Annotated in this window: 16 protein-coding genes; 12 read left to right on the top strand and 4 right to left on the bottom strand. The window is 59.0% G+C overall.

Annotation, left to right across the window (positions count from 1 at the left end):
• The first annotated feature begins 3 nt into the window (after window positions 1-3).
• From fdhF to ACFC5L_RS11410, 9 genes are read left to right on the top strand one after another with little or no spacing between them, the layout of a single operon-like run.
• A complete protein-coding gene (gene fdhF, locus ACFC5L_RS11450) occupies window positions 4-2,868 on the top strand; it encodes a formate dehydrogenase subunit alpha (RefSeq protein ID WP_375202806.1) in 2,865 nt (954 codons plus the stop codon).
• A 1-nt stretch (window position 2,869) separates the two neighbouring features.
• On the top strand, window positions 2,870-3,658 hold the full coding sequence (gene fdhD / locus ACFC5L_RS11445) for a formate dehydrogenase accessory sulfurtransferase FdhD (protein WP_375202807.1): 789 nt from the start codon (window positions 2,870-2,872) through the stop codon (window positions 3,656-3,658).
• Between the two features lie 60 nt (window positions 3,659-3,718).
• A complete protein-coding gene (locus ACFC5L_RS11440) occupies window positions 3,719-5,419 on the top strand; it encodes a formate--tetrahydrofolate ligase (protein WP_375202808.1) in 1,701 nt (566 codons plus the stop codon).
• A gap of 52 nt (window positions 5,420-5,471) precedes the next feature.
• Complete coding sequence (moaA, locus tag ACFC5L_RS11435) at window positions 5,472-6,470, top strand: GTP 3',8-cyclase MoaA (RefSeq protein ID WP_375202809.1); 999 nt, start codon at window positions 5,472-5,474, stop codon at window positions 6,468-6,470.
• Window positions 6,471-6,472: 2 nt separating this feature from the next.
• A complete protein-coding gene (locus ACFC5L_RS11430) occupies window positions 6,473-6,724 on the top strand; it encodes a MoaD/ThiS family protein (RefSeq protein WP_375202810.1) in 252 nt (83 codons plus the stop codon).
• 2 nt (window positions 6,725-6,726) lie between these two features.
• Entirely contained in the window at window positions 6,727-7,200 is a 474-nt protein-coding gene (locus tag ACFC5L_RS11425) for a molybdenum cofactor biosynthesis protein MoaE (protein ID WP_375202811.1), read from the top strand.
• Window positions 7,200-7,730 carry a molybdenum cofactor biosynthesis protein B gene (moaB, locus tag ACFC5L_RS11420; RefSeq protein ID WP_375202812.1) on the top strand — a complete coding sequence of 177 codons (531 nt, stop codon included), beginning with the start codon at window positions 7,200-7,202 and terminating at the stop codon, window positions 7,728-7,730. Before ACFC5L_RS11425 ends, moaB begins: the two co-directional genes overlap by 1 nt.
• 60 nt (window positions 7,731-7,790) lie before the next feature.
• Window positions 7,791-8,228 carry a cyclic pyranopterin monophosphate synthase MoaC gene (moaC, locus tag ACFC5L_RS11415; RefSeq protein WP_375203284.1) on the top strand — a complete coding sequence of 146 codons (438 nt, stop codon included), beginning with the start codon at window positions 7,791-7,793 and terminating at the stop codon, window positions 8,226-8,228.
• Window positions 8,229-8,231: 3 nt separating this feature from the next.
• Window positions 8,232-9,407: a molybdopterin molybdotransferase MoeA gene (locus tag ACFC5L_RS11410; RefSeq protein ID WP_375202813.1), complete on the top strand. Its 1,176-nt coding sequence runs from the start codon at window positions 8,232-8,234 to the stop codon at window positions 9,405-9,407.
• Here ACFC5L_RS11410 and ACFC5L_RS11405 read toward each other — a convergent pair.
• On the bottom strand, window positions 9,404-10,165 hold the full coding sequence (locus ACFC5L_RS11405; protein WP_375202814.1) for a sulfite exporter TauE/SafE family protein: 762 nt from the start codon (window positions 10,163-10,165) through the stop codon (window positions 9,404-9,406). The two genes, ACFC5L_RS11410 and ACFC5L_RS11405, sit on opposite strands and share 4 nt — an antisense overlap.
• A 34-nt stretch (window positions 10,166-10,199) precedes the next feature.
• Here ACFC5L_RS11405 and mobA point away from each other — a divergent pair, with 34 nt between their 5' ends.
• On the top strand, window positions 10,200-10,805 hold the full coding sequence (mobA, locus tag ACFC5L_RS11400; RefSeq protein ID WP_375202815.1) for a molybdenum cofactor guanylyltransferase: 606 nt from the start codon (window positions 10,200-10,202) through the stop codon (window positions 10,803-10,805).
• On the opposite strand, the gene ACFC5L_RS11395 is transcribed toward mobA, so the two are convergent.
• From ACFC5L_RS11395 to putA, 3 genes are all read right to left on the bottom strand, one after another.
• Window positions 10,802-11,617 carry a LytR/AlgR family response regulator transcription factor gene (locus tag ACFC5L_RS11395; protein ID WP_375202816.1) on the bottom strand — a complete coding sequence of 272 codons (816 nt, stop codon included), beginning with the start codon at window positions 11,615-11,617 and terminating at the stop codon, window positions 10,802-10,804. The genes mobA and ACFC5L_RS11395 overlap by 4 nt on opposite strands.
• Window positions 11,618-11,623: 6 nt before the next feature.
• Window positions 11,624-12,799: a sensor histidine kinase gene (locus ACFC5L_RS11390; RefSeq protein ID WP_375202817.1), complete on the bottom strand. Its 1,176-nt coding sequence runs from the start codon at window positions 12,797-12,799 to the stop codon at window positions 11,624-11,626.
• A 140-nt stretch (window positions 12,800-12,939) separates the two neighbouring features.
• Entirely contained in the window at window positions 12,940-16,626 is a 3,687-nt protein-coding gene (putA, locus tag ACFC5L_RS11385; protein WP_375202818.1) for a bifunctional proline dehydrogenase/L-glutamate gamma-semialdehyde dehydrogenase PutA, read from the bottom strand.
• A 214-nt stretch (window positions 16,627-16,840) separates the two neighbouring features.
• Between putA and ACFC5L_RS11380 the strand changes: the two genes are divergently transcribed.
• Both ACFC5L_RS11380 and ACFC5L_RS11375 read left to right on the top strand, forming a co-directional pair.
• Window positions 16,841-18,052, top strand: a complete 1,212-nt coding sequence (locus ACFC5L_RS11380; RefSeq protein WP_375202819.1) for an acetyl-CoA C-acetyltransferase — start codon at window positions 16,841-16,843, stop codon at window positions 18,050-18,052.
• 23 nt (window positions 18,053-18,075) lie between these two features.
• Entirely contained in the window at window positions 18,076-20,280 is a 2,205-nt protein-coding gene (locus tag ACFC5L_RS11375) for a 3-hydroxyacyl-CoA dehydrogenase NAD-binding domain-containing protein (RefSeq protein ID WP_375202820.1), read from the top strand.
• The last annotated feature ends 65 nt before the right edge of the window (window positions 20,281-20,345 follow it).

The raw sequence follows: 20,345 nt of genomic DNA, 5'->3' as shown, positions 1-20,345 counted from the left end.
ATCATGGCCCTCTTGAAAGAAACTGATTACGGCACCCCGAAACCGAAGCCAAAGAACGGCGCCGGCAAAAAGGTCACCGTCGAAATCGACGGCTTTAACGTCGAGGTGGAAGAGGGCGCCAGCGTCATGCGCGCCGCCCAGGAGATCGGGATTTCCATTCCAAAGCTGTGCGCGACGGATATGGTGAAGTCGTTCGGATCCTGCCGGCTTTGTCTTGTCGAGATTGAGGGCGCGAAAGGAACGCCGGCGTCCTGCACGACGCCCGTGCGCGAAGGCATGAAAATCCGCACCCAGACGGATAGGCTTGCAAAGCTGCGCCGCGGCGTGATGGAGCTGTATATCTCCGATCACCCGCTCGATTGCCTCACCTGTTCGGATAATGGCGATTGCGAGCTTCAGGATATGGCCGGCGCCGTCGGGCTTCGCGAAGTGCGGTATGGTTATGAAGGCGAAAACCACACCAAGCTCGCTAAGGACGTGTCAAACCCTTATTTCGAATATGATCCTTCAAAATGCATTGTTTGCTCGCGCTGCGTACGCGCCTGCGACGAGGTGCAGGGCACGCTGGCGCTGACCATTGAAGGGCGCGGCTTCAACTCCCGCGTTGCTGTGGGCGGCGCCAATTTCTTCGATTCTGAATGCGTTTCCTGCGGCGCCTGCGTTGAAGCATGTCCGACGGCGACCTTGCAGGAAAAATCTGTCGTCGAGCATGGCGTGCCGGATCGCACGGTATTGACGACCTGCGCTTATTGCGGCGTCGGCTGTTCCTTCAAGGCCGAGCTCAAAGGCGATCAGGTGATCCGCATGACGCCTCATAAAGACGGCAAGGCCAATCATGGCCATTCCTGCGTCAAGGGGCGCTTCGCCTGGGGGTATGCGACCCACAAGGACCGCATCACGAGCCCCATGGTCCGCGACAAGATCACCGACCCCTGGCGCGAAGTCAGTTGGCAGGAAGCGGTCGATTTCGCCGCGGCCAAACTGAAAGCGACGCAGGAGAAATACGGCCGGAAATCCATCGGCGCGATCTCATCTTCGCGCTGCACGATCGAGGAAGTCTGGGCGGTCGTCAAAATGGTGCGCACCGCCTTTGGCAACAACAATATCGACACCTGCGCGCGGGTCTGCCATTCCCCCACAGGATACGGTCTGAATCAAACCTTTGGCACGTCGGCCGGCACGCAGGATTTTGACAGCGTCGAGGAAGCGGATGTTGTTTTGATCATCGGCGCGAACCCGACGGATGCGCATCCTGTGTTCGCTTCGCAGATGAAGCGCCGCCTGCGCGACGGCGCCAAACTGATCATCATCGATCCGCGCGCCATTGACCTTGTCAAAACACCGCATATCGCAGCGGCGCATCACCTTCCGTTACAGCCGGGCACCAATGTCGCCATGGTCAACGCCTTCGCCCATGTGGCGGCGACGGAAGGCCTTCTTGATGAAGGGTTCATCAAGGAACGGTGCGATCTGCCGTCATTCAAGGAGTGGCTCGACTTCGTGAAGGGCGAGGAAAATTCACCGGAGGAAGTGTCCAAATCCACCGGCGTTCCCGCCGAAGACATTCGCGCCGCGGCAAGACTTTATGCGACCGGCGGCAATGCGGCGATCTATTACGGTCTTGGCGTCACGGAGCATAGCCAGGGCTCGACCATGGTCATGGGCATGGCGAACCTCGCCATGGCGACAGGGAATATCGGCCGCCGCGGCGTTGGCGTGAACCCGCTGCGCGGCCAGAATAATGTGCAGGGCTCTTGCGATATGGGGTCGTTCCCCCATGAGTTCTCAGCCTATCGTTCGGTGAAGAACGATGCGGCGCGAGAGCTGTTTTCGAAGGCATGGGGCCGCGAACAGGACGCTGAGCCGGGATATCGTATTCCCAACATGTTCGATGAAGCCTGTAACGGCACGTTCAAGGGGCTTTATGTCCAGGGCGAGGACATCGCCCAGTCCGATCCGAACACACTGCATGTCGAGGCGGCGCTGAGGTCCATGGAGTGCATCATCGTGCAGGATCTTTTCCTGAACGAGACGGCGCGCTTCGCCCATGTCTTCTTCCCGGGCACATCCTTCCTCGAAAAAGACGGCTGTTTCATCAACGCCGAACGGCGCATCAATCGCGTGCGCCCGGCCTTGCGCACCCAGACCGGCATTCAGGAATGGGAAGCAACGCAGATGCTTTGCAACGCCCTCGGCTATGCTGAGATGAATTACGAAAGCTCGGCCGAAATCATGGATGAAATCGCTGAGTTGACGCCAACCTTCGCTCATGTCTCGCACAAAATGCTGGATGAGCGCGGCAGCGTGCAATGGCCGTGCAATGACGATGCGCCGGACGGCACGCCGATCATGCATGTGGACGGCTTCGTGCGCGGCAAGGGGTTGTTTGTCGTTACCGAATATGTGCCCACGACGGAAAAAACGAACCGTAAATTCCCGCTGATCCTCACCACGGGCCGGATCCTGTCGCAATATAATGTTGGCGCGCAAACCCGGCGCACCCATAATAGCGACTGGCACGCCGAAGATGTGCTTGAAATCCATCCTTCTGACGCACAGGCGCGCGGCATCCGTGATGGACATTGGGTCTCCATCCGCAGCCGCAAGGGTGAGATCACGCTGAAGGCGCTGGTTTCCGACCGCATGGCGCCGGGAGTTGTCTACACAACCTTCCACCATCCGGAGACGGGCGCCAATGTCGTGACGACGGAAAATTCCGACTGGGCGACAAGCTGCCCCGAATACAAGGTGACAGCCGTGGAGGTTGCGCCGGCGAACCATAAATCGCAGTGGCAGGAAGAATATCAAGCGACGACGCCGGAGCTTCGCCGTATCCTGACCGACGGTGTCGTAGAGCCTGCGGAATAGCGTGACGACCTTCAAAAGGTTCGGCGACGCGCCGCCCCTTGAACGGGTAACGCCGGTGACCGGCGGCGCGTGGCGCGTTCCGACGGAAACGCCGGTCGCGTTTGTTTACAACAAGCGCAATTATGCGGTCATGCTGGCGACGCCCGCTGACATGGAGGATTTCGCCGTCGGCTTTTCTCTGACGGAACGGGTCGTCGACAAGCTGGATGACATCGCCTCGGTCGACATTCATCAGAGTGCGCGGGGGATTGAGCTTCATTTGTCGATTGCGCCGGAAAAGCTTGAGCGGCTCGATATTCGTCAGCAGCGGCGCAATCTCGTTGGGCGCGCAGGCTGCGGTGTCTGCGGTCTTGAAAACGCCGAGACGTTTTTTGAAACGCTTCCCAAAGTTGCAGATGCGCCCGTTGAAATCGCCAGAGAGGCGCTGGAGCGGGCGCTCGAAGATTTGCGCGCACATCAACCTTTGAATGAGGCGACAAGGACCGTTCATGGCGCGGCATGGGCGATGCGGGATGGGGCGATCCTGACCGTGCGTGAGGATGTCGGCCGCCATAACGCGCTCGACAAGCTGATTGGCGCTCTGGCCCGTGAAGGCGCCGATTTGACTGCCGGCTTTGTGTTGATGTCGAGCCGTTGTTCCTATGAAATCATTGAAAAATGCGCGAGAGTTGGCGTTCAGGCCGTCGCCAGCGTATCCGGCCCGACTTCTTTCGCAATTGCAAAAGCGCGGGAGGCGAATGTGAGTTTGTATTGCCGTGATGGAAAGACTTTTGTTCGCGCGGCCCCATAAATGTATGCTATACATACAATCTCAAAAAAAGGGAGGGCCGGCACGACCGGCTAAGATCGCATGACGCAAGATAATTTGCCCGCGCCGGGCGCTCCTGACATTGAAATCGCCCGCGCGGCGAAAATGGACCCTATCCTGCCGCTCGCGGAAAAGCGCCTCGGCGTGCCGCCGGAAGCGCTGGTGCCATTCGGGCATCACAAGGCGAAGGTTTCTCTCGACTACATCAATTCCGTGAAAGACCGTAAAGACGCCAAGCTGGTTCTTGTCACCGCCATTACCCCGACACCGGCGGGCGAGGGCAAGACGACGACCAGCGTGGGCGTGACGGATGGTCTGAACCAGATCGGCGTCAACGCCATGGTCTGTCTCCGTGAGCCATCGCTCGGTCCTTGCTTCGGCATGAAAGGCGGCGCCGCCGGCGGCGGGCGTGCGCAAGTCATTCCCATGGAGGATATCAACCTTCACTTTAACGGCGACTTCCATGCGATCACGTCCGCGCACTCGTTGCTCGCCGCCATGATCGACAATCATATTTATTGGGGCAACGAACAGGAGATCGATCCGCGCCGCGTCGTCTTCCGCCGTGTCGTCGACATGAATGACCGCGCCCTGCGCAATATCGTCATCGGTCTTGGCGGGCCCGCCAATGGCGTGCCGCGCGAGAACGGGTTCGACATTACGGTTGCCTCGGAAGTCATGGCGATCCTGTGTCTTGCCAATGACATTGAAGATTTGCGCGAGCGCCTGAGCAGGATCATCGTTGCGCGCCGCCGCGACAAGTCGCCGGTGACGGCTGGTGATATCGGCGCCGACGGCGCCATGGCGGTGCTCTTGAAGGATGCGTTACAGCCGAACCTGGTGCAGACGATTGAGCACAATCCGGCGTTCATTCATGGCGGCCCGTTTGCGAACATCGCTCATGGCTGTAACTCGGTGATGGCGACCAAGACGGCGATGAAACTCGCTGACGTTGTCGTCACCGAGGCCGGCTTCGGCGCCGATCTTGGCGCGGAGAAGTTTCTCGACATCAAATGCCGTCAGTCGGGCTTGTGGCCGGATGCGGTTGTTCTGGTTGCGACGGTGCGCGCGCTTAAAATGCAGGGCGGCGTCGCCAAAGGCGATCTTGGCGCGCCCAACGCCGGCGCCGTTGAAAAAGGCGCTGTCAATCTCAAGCGCCACATCACCAATCTCAAGAAATACGGTCTCAATCCAGTCGTCGCCATCAACCATTTCATTCATGACACGGATGAGGAAGTTGCGGTCATCAAGAAGCTTGGTGAAGAGCTCGGTGTTAAAGTCGCGCTGTCCAAACATTGGGCCGAAGGCGGCAAAGGCGCTGTTGAGCTTGCAACGGCGGTCAAAGAAGAACTCGACAAGGGCAAGTCTGAAGGCAAGTTGCTGTACCCGGATGACACGCCGCTGGCCAAAAAGATCGAAACGGTGGCGAAGGAGATTTACGGCGCAGAAGGGATCTCCCTTTCTTCCGCGGCGGCGAACAGCCTGAAAGAGTTTGAAAAGCTCGGCTTCGGTCACGTTCCCGTGTGCATCGCCAAGACGCAATACAGCTTCTCGACGGACCCGACCAATCTGGGCGCCCCGTCGGGCCATACGCTGGAGGTGCGTGAGGCGCGGCTTTCCGCCGGCGCAGGGTTCGTCGTGGCGGTCTGCGGCGATATCATGACGATGCCGGGCCTGCCGAAAAAACCGGCGGCGCTCGAAATTGGCCTCGATAAAGACGGCCAGATCGTCGGGCTGGCCTAGCTTTCAGGACTGGAATTGCTCGCGAAGCGCCCCACATGGTAGATCAGTACCCATGACAGCGCTTCGCGATACATTCGGCCGCCAGATTACCTATCTGCGCCTTTCCGTGACAGACAGATGCGATCTGCGCTGCACCTATTGCATGGCGGAGGAGATGAAGTTCCTCCCCAAGCGCGATGTGTTGTCGCTTGAAGAGCTGGAGCAGCTTGCCGGCGCCTTTATCGATCGTGGCGTCAGAAAAATCCGCATCACGGGCGGCGAGCCATTGGTCCGGCGGGACATCATGACCTTGATGGCGCGGCTTGGGCGGCGGCTCGACAAGGGCGATCTTGACGAACTCACGCTGACCACCAACGGCACGCAGCTTTTCCATCATGCCGATGTGCTGGCCTCGCTCGGCGTCAAACGTATCAACGTGTCGCTTGATACGCTTGACGACGTCAAATTCGCGACGCTTACCCGGCGCGATCGTTTGTCGGACGTGTTGCGCGGCCTTGACGCTGCGCAAGCCGCCGGTCTCAAGGTCAAGATCAATACGGTGGCGCTGAAGGGCGTCAACGAGGATGAAATTCCGGCGATGATTGAATGGGCTCATGGCCGCGACATGGACCTGACGCTAATCGAGGTGATGCCGCTGGGCGAGATTGAGGAAGACCGCACTGACCAATATCTGCCGCTCACGGTCATGCAGGATAAATTACAGACGCAATGGACCCTGACGCCGCTGGAGATGAAAACCGGCGGACCTGCGCGTTATCTGAAGGTTGAGGAGACAGGCGGCGTGCTTGGCCTGATCACGCCGCTGACCAATAATTTCTGCGCGGGCTGCAACCGGGTGCGCGTTACGTGCACCGGCGAGATCTATATGTGTCTGGGGTCTGGTGAAAAAGTCGACCTGCGCGCGGCCATGCGGGGAGACAACCCGCAAGAGGCGCTTGATGCTGCGCTCGACCGGGCCATGCTGAAAAAACCGGAGCGCCATACATTCGACATTTCTGAACGCGGCGCCGCGCCGGCAGTCTCCCGGCATATGTCGGTAACGGGAGGGTAGAGATGGCGCGCATCCTTTTTTTCGGAAAGCTTGCAGACGCCGCCGGCGGACGATCGCGCGACTGGCCCCTCGGCGAAGCGACGAAGACGATTGACGACCTTGTGTCCGCCCTCTGCGCAAAAGAAGATGCTCTCGCTTCTGCGCTTGGCGAAAAGTCCGTGCGGTTCATCATCAATGAAATGATTGCGCCCCGCGACGCCGCGATCAGCGATGAAGACGAAATCGCCTTCCTGCCGCCTGTCAGCGGCGGCTAGCCATGATCAATGTCGCCTCAGAGCCTTTCGACCCGGGGGCGGAGCTTTCCGCCTTCGAGAAAAAAGCGTCTGGCGCCGGCGCCGTCGTCAGTTTTGTTGGCAAGGTGCGAGCCATCGCTGGCGGGGATCCCGTCAAGGCGCTTTATCTCGAACATTATCCTGGCGTGACCGAGCGCTCCATTGGAGAGATCGAAGCAAAAGCGCGCCAGCGCTGGGAAATTGAGGATGCGCTCATCATTCACCGCGTGGGCGCGTTAGAGCCTGGCGAGCCGATCGTCATGGTCTGCGTCGCCAGCGCGCATCGCCGTGAAGCCTTTGAAGCGGCGGATTTTCTCATGGATTACCTCAAGACAGAGGCCATGTTCTGGAAAAAGGAAATCCGTAAAAGCGGTGAGGCGTGGATCGAACCCCGTAAAGAAGACTATAAGGACGCCGCCCGCTGGAGACAGCCTGCGCGGAATGACGAGGAAGAATAATGCACGGCATCAATGAAGAGCTTGAGTTCAGGCCTGTGCGCGTGGCGGTGCTGACGGTCAGCGATACGCGCACAAGCGCCAATGACACCTCCGGCGATATTCTCGCTCAGAGGATTGAGGCGGCCGGGCATCAGCTTGCCGCGCGTGATCTCGTCCGCGACGATATCGAAACAATTCAGAATGTCGTGACCAGATGGATCGACGATCCGGAAGTGGACGTCATCATTTCCACCGGCGGAACCGGGCTGACGGGCAGGGACGTAACCGTAGAAGCCGTTCGTCCGCTATTCGAAAAAGAGATTGAAGGCTTTTCGGTGATTTTTCATCAGGTGAGTTTTCAAAGCGTAGGTCTTTCGACCCTGCAATCACGGGCGTGCGGGGGCGTGGTGAGGGGAAAATTCATTTTCTGCCTGCCTGGTTCTAACGGCGCCGTCAAAGACGGCTGGGACAAGGTGATCTCGTTTCAGCTCGATTCCCGGCACAAGCCCTGTAATCTTGTAGAGCTAATGCCCCGACTTACTGAAAAATAGCTGATGGAAAAGTAAGTGACCAAGGACCTTACCCATTTTGACGAAAAAGGCCGGGCGCGCATGGTCGATGTTTCGGCCAAGGCCGAGACTGAGCGCCGCGCGGTCGCGCAAGGCCGCGTTGTCTTTACCGCTGAGAGCTATAAGACCGTGCGGTCGGGCGGCGTCAAAAAGGGCGATGTGGCGAGCGTCGCTGAACTCGCCGGAATCATGGGGGCTAAACGCACCAGCGATCTTATTCCGCTTTGCCACCCTTTGCCGCTTACGGGACTGAATGTGCGGATTGAGCCCGATGACGCCGCGCATGCTTTTATCGTGACGGCGGAGGTCAAGACCGCCGGCAAGACCGGTGTCGAGATGGAGGCGCTTACGGCGGTCATGACTGCATGTCTGACAATCTACGACATGGCGAAGGCCGTCGATAAATCCATGATCATTGAAGACGTGAAGCTGGTCGAAAAATCCGGCGGCGCGTCCGGCGATTTCAGGCGCGGTGCTTAGCTGATGTTGAGCGTTGATGAAGCTATCGCCGCCATAATGGATGGCGCTGCGCCACTTGGCGCTGAAAAAACAGGCCTGAGCGAGATCGTTGATCGCATCGCTGCGGAAGACGTCAAGGCGCGCATGACCCAGCCGCCTTTCCCGGCGTCTGCGATGGATGGGTATGCGGTGCGTTTCGTTGACATGAAAGAAACGGCCGTTCTCACGGTCATTGGCGAAGCTCCGGCCGGCGCGCCCTTTGACGGCAAAGTCGGCGAAGGCGAGGCGGTGCGGATTTTCACCGGCGGCGCAGTTCCGGCGGGCGCCGATCATGTTGTGATACAGGAAGATGTGACCCGCGAGGGCGAGCGCATCACCGTCAATGAGGATCAGGAACAGCCGCGCAATATTCGTGCTGCGGGAATCGATTTCAAAAAAGGCGACATGTTGGCCGAAAAAGGCGCGCGCCTTCATGAAATCCATAGCGCGCTTTTTGCGGCGGCGAATATAGCGGAGATTTGCGTTTATCGCCGCCCAAAGGTCGCGGTCTTTTCCAATGGCGATGAACTGAAGGAGCCGGGGTCCGAGTTGAAGCCTGGCGAGATCATCAATTCAAATCACTATGCGCTTTGCGCCATGATCCGGAAGTGGGGCGGGGAGGCGATCTATCTTGGCTGTGCGAGCGACAGCGAAGACGCCATTCGCGACTATTTCAAGCGCGGGGCCGAGACCGACATTATTATTCCGGTGGGCGGCGCCTCCGTCGGTGATTATGATTTTGTGAAATCGGCTTTCGCCAAAGAAGGCGGCGAAACGAAATTTTCAAAAGTCGCCGTGCGGCCGGGCAAGCCTGTCTGGTGTGGAAGGATTGGTGAAACGCGGGTTATCGGCCTTCCCGGAAATCCCGCATCGGCGATTGTTACGGCGGCGTTATTCGTTCAGCCGCTGGTGCGCCGTCTGGCTGGAGAGGATTGGTCGGCGCCGTTTTGGACGGCGGCTCTGGCGGCCCCGGTTAGCGCGAATGGCGGTCGTGAGGCTTATATGCGGGCGCAGGAAAAAGACGGGGTCATTACGCTGGCGCCGAACCAGGATAGCTCGCTGCTCTTTCCTTTTGGGACAGCCAACGCGCTCCTTCGCCGTTTGGCGCATGCGCCGGCGCTTGAAGCCGGCGATAAAGTCGAGTTCGTGCGCCTGCGTTAAAAGACCATGCCATACCAGCGCAGCAGGAGACGCACGCTGACATAAAGAATGAGCACAGCGGTCAGGCGTTTGATGGCCAGGCTCGATAGGCCCACATTCGCGAGGCGTGAGCCGACTTGCCCGCCAATCAGCACCGCCGGAAACAGCATCCAGTAATCCCCGATCATGGAGAGCGCGCCCATGTCGCCAAGTTTCATGAGTTGGCCGGTCAGCCCTGAAAGCGAATTCATGAGAATGAAGACGCTACAGGCGCCGGCGATTTCCTTCGGCTTGCCCCAGCGAATGAGATAGAGCACCGGCGCCAGGAAAATGCCGCCGCCAATGCCGACAAGGCCGGAAAGAAATCCGATCAGGCCGCCGACGATCCAGGCAAGCATCGAAGAAGCAGGCTGCACATCCGCATCCGCATCGCGTTTGCGGTCGAGCGCCAGATGCAACCCGGCGGCCAGTAACGAAAAGCCCAGGACGCCGATAAACAGCGTTTCCGAAACAGGGATGCGACCGCCCGCCCAGGCGGCCGGGATGGAAGTGATCAGAAAAGGCGCGATCCGGCGAAACTGCAGATTGCCTCTGCGGGCGAAGGCGAAGGTTCCCCCGGCGACGACAATGATGTTGCAGCTCAGCGCGATCGCAGGAAGGATGCGGTAATCGGCGCCGGACAGGACCAGCAGCGCGTTATAGGTGGAGCCGCCGCCGAACCCGACCGAGGCGTAAAGCACAGCTGTGACAAAGAATAAGAAAATCAGATATAAGGGCATGATTTTGAAGCTTTTTCGACGCGTGTTGTAGACGATGCCACAAGTAAATGGAACGCCCGACAAGAACACGGAGAGGATTGCCGTCATCCTTGCAGGAGGTGGAGGGCGGCGCATGGGCGGCGCCGATAAAGGCGCGCTCATGCTCGCCGGGCGGCGGCTTGCCGATCATGTGCTGGCGCGGCTGGCGCCGCAGTCAGACCGCATATTGATGTCCGGAGCCCATGATTACGGCGCCGGCGTGACTGTTGTTTCTGATCGGGCCGATGGACCGCTCGGCCCCGCCGCAGGCCTTTGGGCGGCGCTGTCGTGGATCGCAGACCATGCGCCGGAGGCGGAAGGATTTTTGTCCGTGCCTATAGACGGGCCGTTCCTTCCCGCCGACCTCTATGAGCGCTTGTCCGGCGGCATTGGTTCGGCCATTGCTTGCGATGCGGCGGGCGTTCATCCGACCTTTGCTTACTGGCGCTGCGATGCTTTGCATGCTGCGCTTTCAACGGCGCCGGACGCTTACGGTTTTCCCCTAAAGGAGCTTGCTGACAGTGTTCACGCCGAACAAGTGATGTTTGAGGAAGAGAATGCGTTTCTCAACATCAATTCGCCGGAAGACCTCGCGCGCGCCGAAAAGATCCTGCTCGGCTAGAGAAAGCGGGCGACCACATCCTTATAGGAACGTGAGAGTTTCAGTTCGGCGCCATTATCGAGAATAAGAAAATACTCGCCATTGGAATGCGGGTGCAGTTCCTTGACCCGTTTCACATTGACGATGGCCGACCGGTGAACGCGTTGAAACCGCTCCGGATCGAGGCGTGTTTGCAGCGCTTTCATGGTTTCGCGGATGATATGGGTCTTTCCGCCGGCATGGATGCACATATAGTCGCCGGCGGCGTCGATCCATTCGATTTCATCGGCGTCGAGCATGACGACTTTTGAGCCGTCCTTGAAGGAAAGGCGTTCCGGATAACGCTGTTTGTCGGTCCATTCGGGATCGGCGATGAGCTCTTTAATTCGGTCACGGTCATCGTCGGAAAGGGAGGCGAGCATTTCAATGAGCTTTGATTCACGGCTCGCCGCCGCTTTGCTTTTCAGCGCTTCGCGCGCGCGGTGCAGGGCGTCGCTGAGGCGTTCTTCCTCCACCGGTTTGACGATGTAATCGAGCGCGTTCGCCTCGAAGGCGTCAATGGCGTATTTGTCGTAGGCGGTGACGAAAATAAAGAGCGGCGCCGGCGCGCCAATCATGGCGCGAACGACTCCGAATCCGTCAAGGCCCGGCATCTGTATATCCAGAAAAACAAGATCAGGCGTCAGCGCCTTGATCTCTTTTACAGCCTCGCGGCCATTGGCGCATTCACCTACAATTTCGATTTCCGGAAAAGCTTGCAGGCGAAGTTTCAATCCCCTCAGGGCCAGTGGTTCGTCATCAACCAGAATGACGCGGATTTTTTCGTCGCTCATTTGTTCTTATCCCCGTGTTTCAAATGGAATGCGCAAGGATACGCACATCCCCTGCGGCTCCACATGGCGCAGTTGGAACTGCGCTCTTTCCTGATAAAGATAGCCTAGGCGGTCACGCATATTAACGAGGCCAACCCCGGTTTTGACATTATCGAGAAGCGCATTCGGATCTTCCGGCGCGTTTGGCCCATTGTCACAGACGGTCATGGCGAGCATGCCACCTTCGCGTTTGGCGGTGATGCGGATTTCACCGCCCGATTCCATCTGGGCGATGGCGTATTTGATGGCGTTTTCAATCGCCGGCTGAAGGATGAGGGAGGGCACATAAGCCCCGAGCGTGTCTTCATCGACATCGAATTTGACGGTCAGCCGGTCGGCGAAACGGGTTTTTTCAATGGTAAGATAAAGCTCCAGCGCGCGTACTTCCTCTGCGAGCGTTGTTTTCTGCAATGGATCATTGTCGAGGGAATAGCGCAGAAACGCCGACAATTGCGTCAGCATGGAATTCGCTTGCTTGCCGTCTTGCTCAAGGACAAGCGTTGAAATCGCATTGAGGGTGTTGAAAAGAAAATGCGGGTTAAGCTGATAGCGCAGCATTTTGAGCTGCGCCTGGTCAGCCAGTCTCGCAGAAAAGATTGCGCGCTCCATTTCGCTGCGAAGTTTCAGATAATAATTGATGCCGAAATAAAAGCCCGCCCAGGAGCCGAGAAGGAAAAGGTTCACGGGCAGGTCCGGCACAATGAGTAGAAGATAATTGGTGGTGCCAAGGCTTGCCCCGCGCAAATCCATCCAGCCATTGCCAAAAAGAAAGCCAAAGGTTTGCGCCTTCATGGCCGACATGGCGACCGCCATCAATATTGTGGAGGTCAGCACAATGGTAAGGAGCAGCGCGGGTCCTTGACGGCGCGCAAAACGGTAAATCGGCCGTGCGAGAATGCTCGTCGTCAAAAAGCCGATCAGCGAAGAGGCGACGGAATAGAGCAGCGAGTCCGAAGACCGGCCTGCGACGAAGGTCGAGACGCTGAGGATGTGAAGCGCAAAAAAGCCGAGCCAGCCCGCAATCTGGAGAATCCAGAACATGCGCGCCTTGTCGGCGAAGATCCAGTTCATCCACTCGCGCGAGCTTCCCGGCGCGGCGATGAACGGCCCCGTCTTCGGCGCGTCAACTGGAATAGTGCTCATTTTTATGGTCTCGGGTTTGTTCATGAAAAAATGGCGTGTCCTTCGGCGCGGGCCAAGCGCGCTGCGGCGAAGCGCCCTTCTGCTGCGATGAGTGTAGCAGTCCAGGCGGTCAAATGGCGTTTTACCCCGGCAGTGTAGCCTTATTCGCCCAGTGACAACAATCGAACGTCGCCGCCGGCCGCCGTGGTGTTTATGGTTAAAGTGCGTTCTGCGGCAAAGCGCCAGGGCGCGTCGAGGCTCGAGAGGAGCGGAATAATCGCCCCCTGCCGTTCGGCGAGCACTGTTTCGATGTCGGCGCGAGCGGCGGGACCGCCATCGAAGACGACGAGACGCAGGCGCCGGTCTCGCAATAGGGCGTGGGAAGCATGGGGGCCGATAAAGCTGATAACGCCTTTCGGCGCCCCGGCGGCGTTCATGGCCGCTGCTACTGTTTTTGCGATATCGCTTTGGAGGGTGATCACGGGGCCGCCTGCAGCGAGGCAAAGAAGTATCTGTTTCACGACGTCGCCGCCGTCCGGATTATCTCCGCCAAGACAGAGGGCGATGCCCCGCGGTCTAAGCCTTAACGTGTTCGACTCGCCTGTAGGACCGGGAAGTTCCGTAGTCGATGTAAATTGAGCAAGCGCTTCATCGACGGCCTGTTTGATATTGGCGTTGAGACCGCTCAGCGCGCTCATGGCTTTGTCAAGGATCGGCTTGCGGTCACAATTGGCCCATGGCCGCAAAGCGTCGATTGCGTTTTCGAAAGCGGCTTTTTCTAAAGACATCTCATCGCTATCCATGACGGGCGCCAGCGCGGCGCCCTCGGGGCGCGGCCGCTGGGTCAGCGCCGTGAGATAGTGCGGTCCGCCCGCTTTGGGGCCGGTGCCGGACAGGCCTTCGCCGCCAAAGGGCTGGACACCGACAACCGCGCCGATCTGGTTCCGGTTCACATAGATATTGCCGATGCGCGCACGCCGGGCGATACGCTCCATGGTTTCGTCGATGCGTGTGTGGATGCCCATGGTGAGACCGTAGCCAAGGCCGTTGATCTCGTTAACGAGCATGTCGAGTTTGTCGGCGCTGTAGCGCAATACATGGAGGACGGGGCCGAAGATTTCTCGTTTCAGTTCGGACAGTTTATGAATTTCGAAGGCGGCCGGGCTGATGAATGTTCCGTTGACGCCATGTTCTGTTTCCGGCGCTGTCGCGATCAGCTTTGCTTCGAATTTGATGTGATCCGCATAGTTTTGAATATTGGATCGCGCTTCCTCGTCGATGACGGGTCCCACATCGGTGTATAATTCCGAAGGATCGCCGACAGCGAGCTCTCTCATGGCGCCGGCGAGCATTTCATTAAACCGGTCAGCGACGTCTTCCTGAATGCAAACAAGCCGGCACGCGGAGCAGCGCTGGCCAGCGCTCTGGAATGCTGAATCGACAACGTCTTTCACCGCCTGCTCCAGCAGCGCGGTGGAATCGATGATCATGGCGTTGATACCGCCGGTTTCGGCGATAAGCGCCGCATCATGCTTGCCCGCGGCGACAAGGCTTTTCTTGATGATCTGTGCGACTTCTGTGGAGCCGGTGAAAACAACGCCGCCTATAGCGGGATGCGCCGTTAAGGGCGCGCCGACGGTTGGGCCGTCACCGGGCAGATAGTGAAGCGCCGCCGGGGGAACGCCGGCTTCAAGGAGAAGCTTGACCGCCTCGAACGCGATCAGCGGGGTCTGTTCAGCGGGTTTGGCGATGACGCAATTACCGGCGGCAAGCCCCGCGCTGACCTGTCCGAGGAAAATCGCGAGAGGGAAATTCCAGGGGGAAATACAGGCGATCACGCCCAGGGGAGGTGTTTGCAGCTCTTCGCTGCGGTCAGCGTAATAGCGCAGGAAGTCCACGGCCTCGCGCAGTTCGGCGATAGCGTCAGGCCAGGTCTTGCCAGCCTCGTAAACCGCGAGCGCCATGAACTGCTCCCCGCGGTTCTCCAGCATGTCTGCAGCGCGGCGCAAGGCATCGGCGCGCTGTTTGGCTGGCGTCCCAGCCCATTCACCCGCGAAGGCGGATGCGGCGGCGCACGCCTTGTCGACGGCGTCTTCATTTGCGGGTTGCGCTGAACCCACCGGATCGTTGGTGAAGGCCGGGTTGATGACGGGTTCTTTTGCGCCGGAAAGCAACTTGCCGTTGACGATCGGACGGGCATCGACAGGAACGAGAGCGCTGCGAACCGCAGGCGACATCTTTGCCGCAGTTGGCGGGTGAGTCTCGTCCCACCCTTTTGCGGAAAGGCGTTCACCGTTCAGGCAATCGCGCGGCGCCGGGATATGCGGATTTGGGTAGGATGTAATGTCCGCGATCTCGTCGAGCGGATCGGCGACCACGTCATCGACCGATAAATCCGGATCGATCAGCTGGTTGACGAAAGAGGAGTTGGCGCCGTTTTCCAAAAGACGCCGCACGAGATAAGGCAAGAGTTCCTTGTGGCCGCCGACCGGGGCGTAAATGCGTGAGCGCGCGCCAGTTTCCAAAAGGCTGTCATGGAGCGCCTCGCCCATGCCGTGGAGGCGTTGGAGCTCGTAATCCTTGTGGTCGCCGGCCATCGCCTGAACCATGGCGGCGGAGAGGGCGTTGTGGGTGGCGAATTGTGGGAAGAAGACGTCGATATTGTCGAAAAGCTTCCGCGCGCAGGCGAGATAACTCACATCGGTCAGCACCTTGCGGGTGAAGACGGGATAGCTTTCGAGCCCCATCACCTGGGCGCGTTTGATTTCAGAATCCCAATAGGCGCCCTTCACGAGGCGCACCATGATCCGCCGCCCGGTCTCGCGGGAAAGCGCCGCCAGCCAGTCGAGCACATGCGGCGCCCGGCGCTGGTAAGCCTGCACTACGACGCCAAACCCGTCCCATCCGGCAAGGGCCGGGTCGCGCATCAGCATTTCGATGATGTCCAGGGAAAGGTCGAGGCGATCCGCCTCTTCCGCGTCGATATTAAAGCCCATATTGGCGGCTTTCGCCTGAATGGCGAGCTCGCAGACACGCCCGCCAAGTTCTGCGAGCACGCGCGCCTTCTTGGCGTATTCATAGCGCGGGTGAAGCGCCGAAAGCTTTACGGAGATTCCCGGATTTACCGGCGCATACTCATGTCGTGAATGTTTTGAAATTGCAGCGATGGCGGCTTTGTATTCGTCGAAATATCGCTGCGCGTCCTGTTCTGTATGCGCCGCCTCGCCGAGCATATCGAAGGAAAAGACATAGCCCTTGTCTTCGAATTTGCGGGCGCGCTTCATGGCGGCGGCGATGGTTTCGCCGAGAACGAAATGTTCCCCCATGATGCGCATGGCCTGGCCCACCGACGCGCGGATCACCGGCTCGCCCAGCCGGTCGAGCGTTTCCTTGGTGGCGCGCACCATCCGGCGGAGCGGGTCCTGGGCTTCGACATCGTCCAGCCAGGCGGCGGTCAGCATCAGCGCGCGGGTTGAGAAATTGACCAGGGGGAAGGGGCTTTTACCCTTATGGGCGGACCAGTCGCCGGCCTCGATCTTGTCTTCGATCAGGGCGTCGGCGGTTGTTGCGTCCGGCGTTCTGAGGAGCGCTTCGGCGAGGCGCATGAGGGTGACGCCCTCGGCCGTCGACAGGCCATATTCCTGTAAAAATTTATCAATGAGGCCGGAGCGCTCTGCATGGGCCCGGGCGGTCCTGACAAAATCCGCGGCGCGGCGCTGAGCGGCGTCCCGCGTTGTTTGATCTAGGCCCGCCATGGTGATGAGCTCGGGGCCGATCACATCTTCCGGCGCGAGATAATGCTCTCTGATGCTGCTGCGGAGGGCGTCGAGCGGGGCGGTGTGAGGCATAGCGGTTCCGGGCGGCTCCAAGGGCTTTTCACGTCCGCCTTAGCCGATGCCGGGGCCGTTGAAAATGTGAGTTCGGGCTTTTGTCTTGCTGCATCGCGCCATTGCCTCCCGCCCGCTCGGGTTCTAACTACTGGCCTGGAAGAACTGGAGCGCACCCCCAGCGCTCAAGAAGAGTTTCATTTTGCGAAGACCCTCAGGTCGAAAGGACGCTCCCATGACGGAAGCCTATATTTATGACGCAGTCCGCACCCCGCGCGGCAAAGGCAAGCCGGACGGCTCCCTCCACGAGGTGACGCCAGTCGGCCTCGCGACGCAGGTTCTGGAAGCCATTCGCGACCGCAGCGAGATCGACGCCGGCGAAATCGAGGATGTGGCTTTTGGCTGCGTCTCTCCCGTGGGAGAGCAGGGCGCGGTCGTCACCCGCACGGCGATCCTCAATGCCGGCTATCCGGAAACAACGTCGGGCATTCAGGTGAACCGGTTCTGCGCTTCAGGGCTCGAAGCGATCAATATCGCGGCGGCCAAGGTGAAGGCGGGCGAGGCGGATCTCACCATTGGCGGCGGCGTCGAATCCATGTCGCGCGTGCCCATGGGCTCGGATGGCGGCGCCTGGCCGACGGACCCGACCACGGCCTTCAAAACCTATTTCGTGCCGCAGGGCATTTCCGCGGACCTCATCGCCACCAAATACGGTCTTTCCCGCGACGATGTGGATGCCTATGCGGTGGAGAGCCAGAAACGCGCGGCGCAAAGCTGGAAAGAAAACCGGTTCTCAAAATCCATCATGCCGGTGAAAGATGTCATCGGCGACGTCCTCCTTGACCATGACGAAACCGTTCGGGCGAATACCGACATGCAGTCCCTCGGCGCGCTCAACCCGTCCTTCGCCATGCTCGGTGAATTCCCCGGCTTCGACGCCGTGGCGCTTCAGAAATACGCCGAGTTTGAAAAGATCAATCACGTCCATCACGCCGGCAATTCCTCAGGGATCGTTGACGGCGCTGCGGCGGTGCTGATCGGCAATGAAGAAATTGGCAAGAAACTCGGCATCAAGCCGCGCGCCCGGATCAGGTCCATGGCGTCTATCGGCTCTGAACCGACCATCATGCTCACCGGGCCGGAATTCGCCGCGGCGAAGGCTTTGAAACGCGCTGGCATGGACAAGAAAGACATTGATCTCTGGGAGCTCAACGAAGCTTTTGCGTCTGTCGTTCTGCGTTTCATGCAAGCGCTCGACATCGATCATGCCGATATCAATGTGAATGGCGGCGCGATCGCCATGGGCCACCCGCTCGGCGCCACCGGCGCCATGATTATGGGCACCATGGTCGACGAGCTTGAACGCTCAGGGAAGGAAACAGCGCTGATTACACTTTGCATCGGCGCCGGCATGGGCACCGCGACGATTATTGAGCGCGTAAATTAAACAATTCGGACGGGTAGAAAAACATGACTTACAAAACACTGAATGTTGACGTCGACAGCGACGGCATTGCGCTCGTTACGATTGATGTCCCCGGCAAGTCCATGAATGTATGGGACGCCGACCTGATGCAGGATTTTGCAAACTGGGTCGATGCATTTCTGGCGGATGAGAATGTCAAAGGCGCCGTCATCACGTCAGGAAAAGCGTCTGGCTTCCTCGCCGGCGCTGATCTCAACATGCTCGGCAGCGGCGGCGCGGGCGGCGCGCCAACATCAAAAAAGGAACAATTCGAAAGCGCGTTCACGCTGAATAGTGTCTTCCGCAAGCTTGAAACCGGCGGTCAGCCGGTCAAGGCGCTGCAAAAGGGCGAGGCTTTCGCCAAGCCGGTGGCTGCGGCGGTAAACGGCTTGGCGCTTGGCGGCGGCCTTGAGATCGTTCTCGCCTGTCATCATCGCGTCGTCGCCGACAACCCGAAGATCCAGCTCGGTGTGCCGGAAGTGCAGGTCGGGCTTCTTCCCGGCGCCGGCGGCACACAGCGCTTGCCGCGTCTTGCAGGGCTTCAAAATGCGGCGATGCTGGCGACGCAAGGCAAGCCGATCGATCCGGCGACGGCGAAGGCGCAAGGTATTGTTCAGGACGTCGTTCCCGCCGATCAGGTTGTCGCGAAAGCCAAGGAATGGGTGAAGGCCAACCCGAAAGCAGTGCAGCCCTGGGACAAGAAAGGCTTCAAATTTCCGGGCGGCGGCGGGGCCATGGATCCGCGCGCGGTTCAGTTCTTCATCGGCGCCAATGCGATGGCGCAAAAAGAGACAAACCACAATTACCCCGCGATCCAGTACATTCTGTCATGCCTCTATGAAGGCTCGATCGTGCCCATGGATACGGCGATCCGGATTGAGTCCAAATATTTCCTGAAGCTCCTGTCCTCTGCGCAAACCCGCAATATGATCCGCACGCTGTTCATCAACAAACAGGCGGCGGAAAAAGGCGAACAGCGGCCGAAAGACGTGCCTGCTTCTGAACTGAAAAAGGTCGGCGTTCTCGGCGCCGGGATGATGGGCGCCGGCATTGCTTACGTCACGGCGAAAGGCGGCGCCGAAGTCGTGCTGCTCGACCGCGATCTTGAATACGCCCAAAAAGGTAAAGGCTATTCAGAAAAGATCGTCGAAAAAGGCGTCTCCCGCGGCAAGGTGACGAAAGAAAAAGGCGACGAGCTGCTCGCCCGCATCACGCCAACGACCGATTACGATGACCTCAAAGATGTCGACCTGATTATCGAAGCCGTGTTTGAAGACCCGGACGTGAAGGCCGATGTTATCAAACGCACCGAAGCCGTGATCGGCAAGGATGTTATTTTTGCGTCCAACACGTCGACTTTGCCGATTACGGGCCTTGCGATACATTCGGAGCGCCCGGACCAGTTCATCGGCATTCACTTCTTCTCGCCGGTGGACAAGATGCCGCTCGTCGAAATCATTCCGGGCGAAAAATCCGGCGACAAGGCGCTGGCGACGGCGCTCGATTATGTGCGGCTCATCAAGAAAACGCCGATTGTCGTCAAAGATACGCGCGGCTTTTACACCAACCGGGTCGTGCCGCCTTACCTCAATGAAGCGATGCTGATGGTCGCGGAAGGGATCAAACCGGCGCTCATTGAAAATGCAGCGAAGTCTCTGGGTATGCCTGTGGGGCCGCTGGCGCTCACAGACGAAACCTCGCTTGAGCTAGGCCTGCGCATTATGAACTCCACCAAGAAAGAGTTGGGCAAGGACTACAAGCCGTCAGGCGTTGAAGACCTGCTCGTTAAAATGGTTGAGGATCTGGGCCGCAAAGGCCGCAAATCCGGCGGCGGTTTCTATGAATATCCGGAAGGCGGCAAAAAACATCTTTGGCAGGGGCTGTCCGAATATTTCCCTGTTTCCAAGGACCAGCCTTCACTGGAAGAGGCCAAAGAGCGCCTTCTCTACGCCCAGCTGATCCCGGCGTCGCAATGTTACGCTGAAGGGATCGTTCACGATCCGCAATCGGCCGATCTTGGCGCGATTTTCGGCTGGGGCTTTGCGCCCTGGACCGGCGGGCCCATGAGCCATATCGACACCATCGGCGTCGACGCTTTTGTCCGCAAGGCGGAAAGCCTCGCCCAGAAATACGGCGCACGCTTCAATCCGCCGGAGAAATTCCGCGACATGGCGAAAGCCGGCGACAAGCTCTACGGCAAGGCGGCGTAATCCGTCATAAAACCTTTAATTTCACGGGAAGGGCGGCCCCAAGGCCGCCCTTTTCGTTTAAGGCT

It is taken from the genome of Hyphococcus sp. (assembly GCF_041986965.1).
GTDB lineage: Bacteria > Pseudomonadota > Alphaproteobacteria > Caulobacterales > Parvularculaceae > Hyphococcus.
This window is presented reverse-complemented; position numbering and strand designations above follow the sequence as displayed.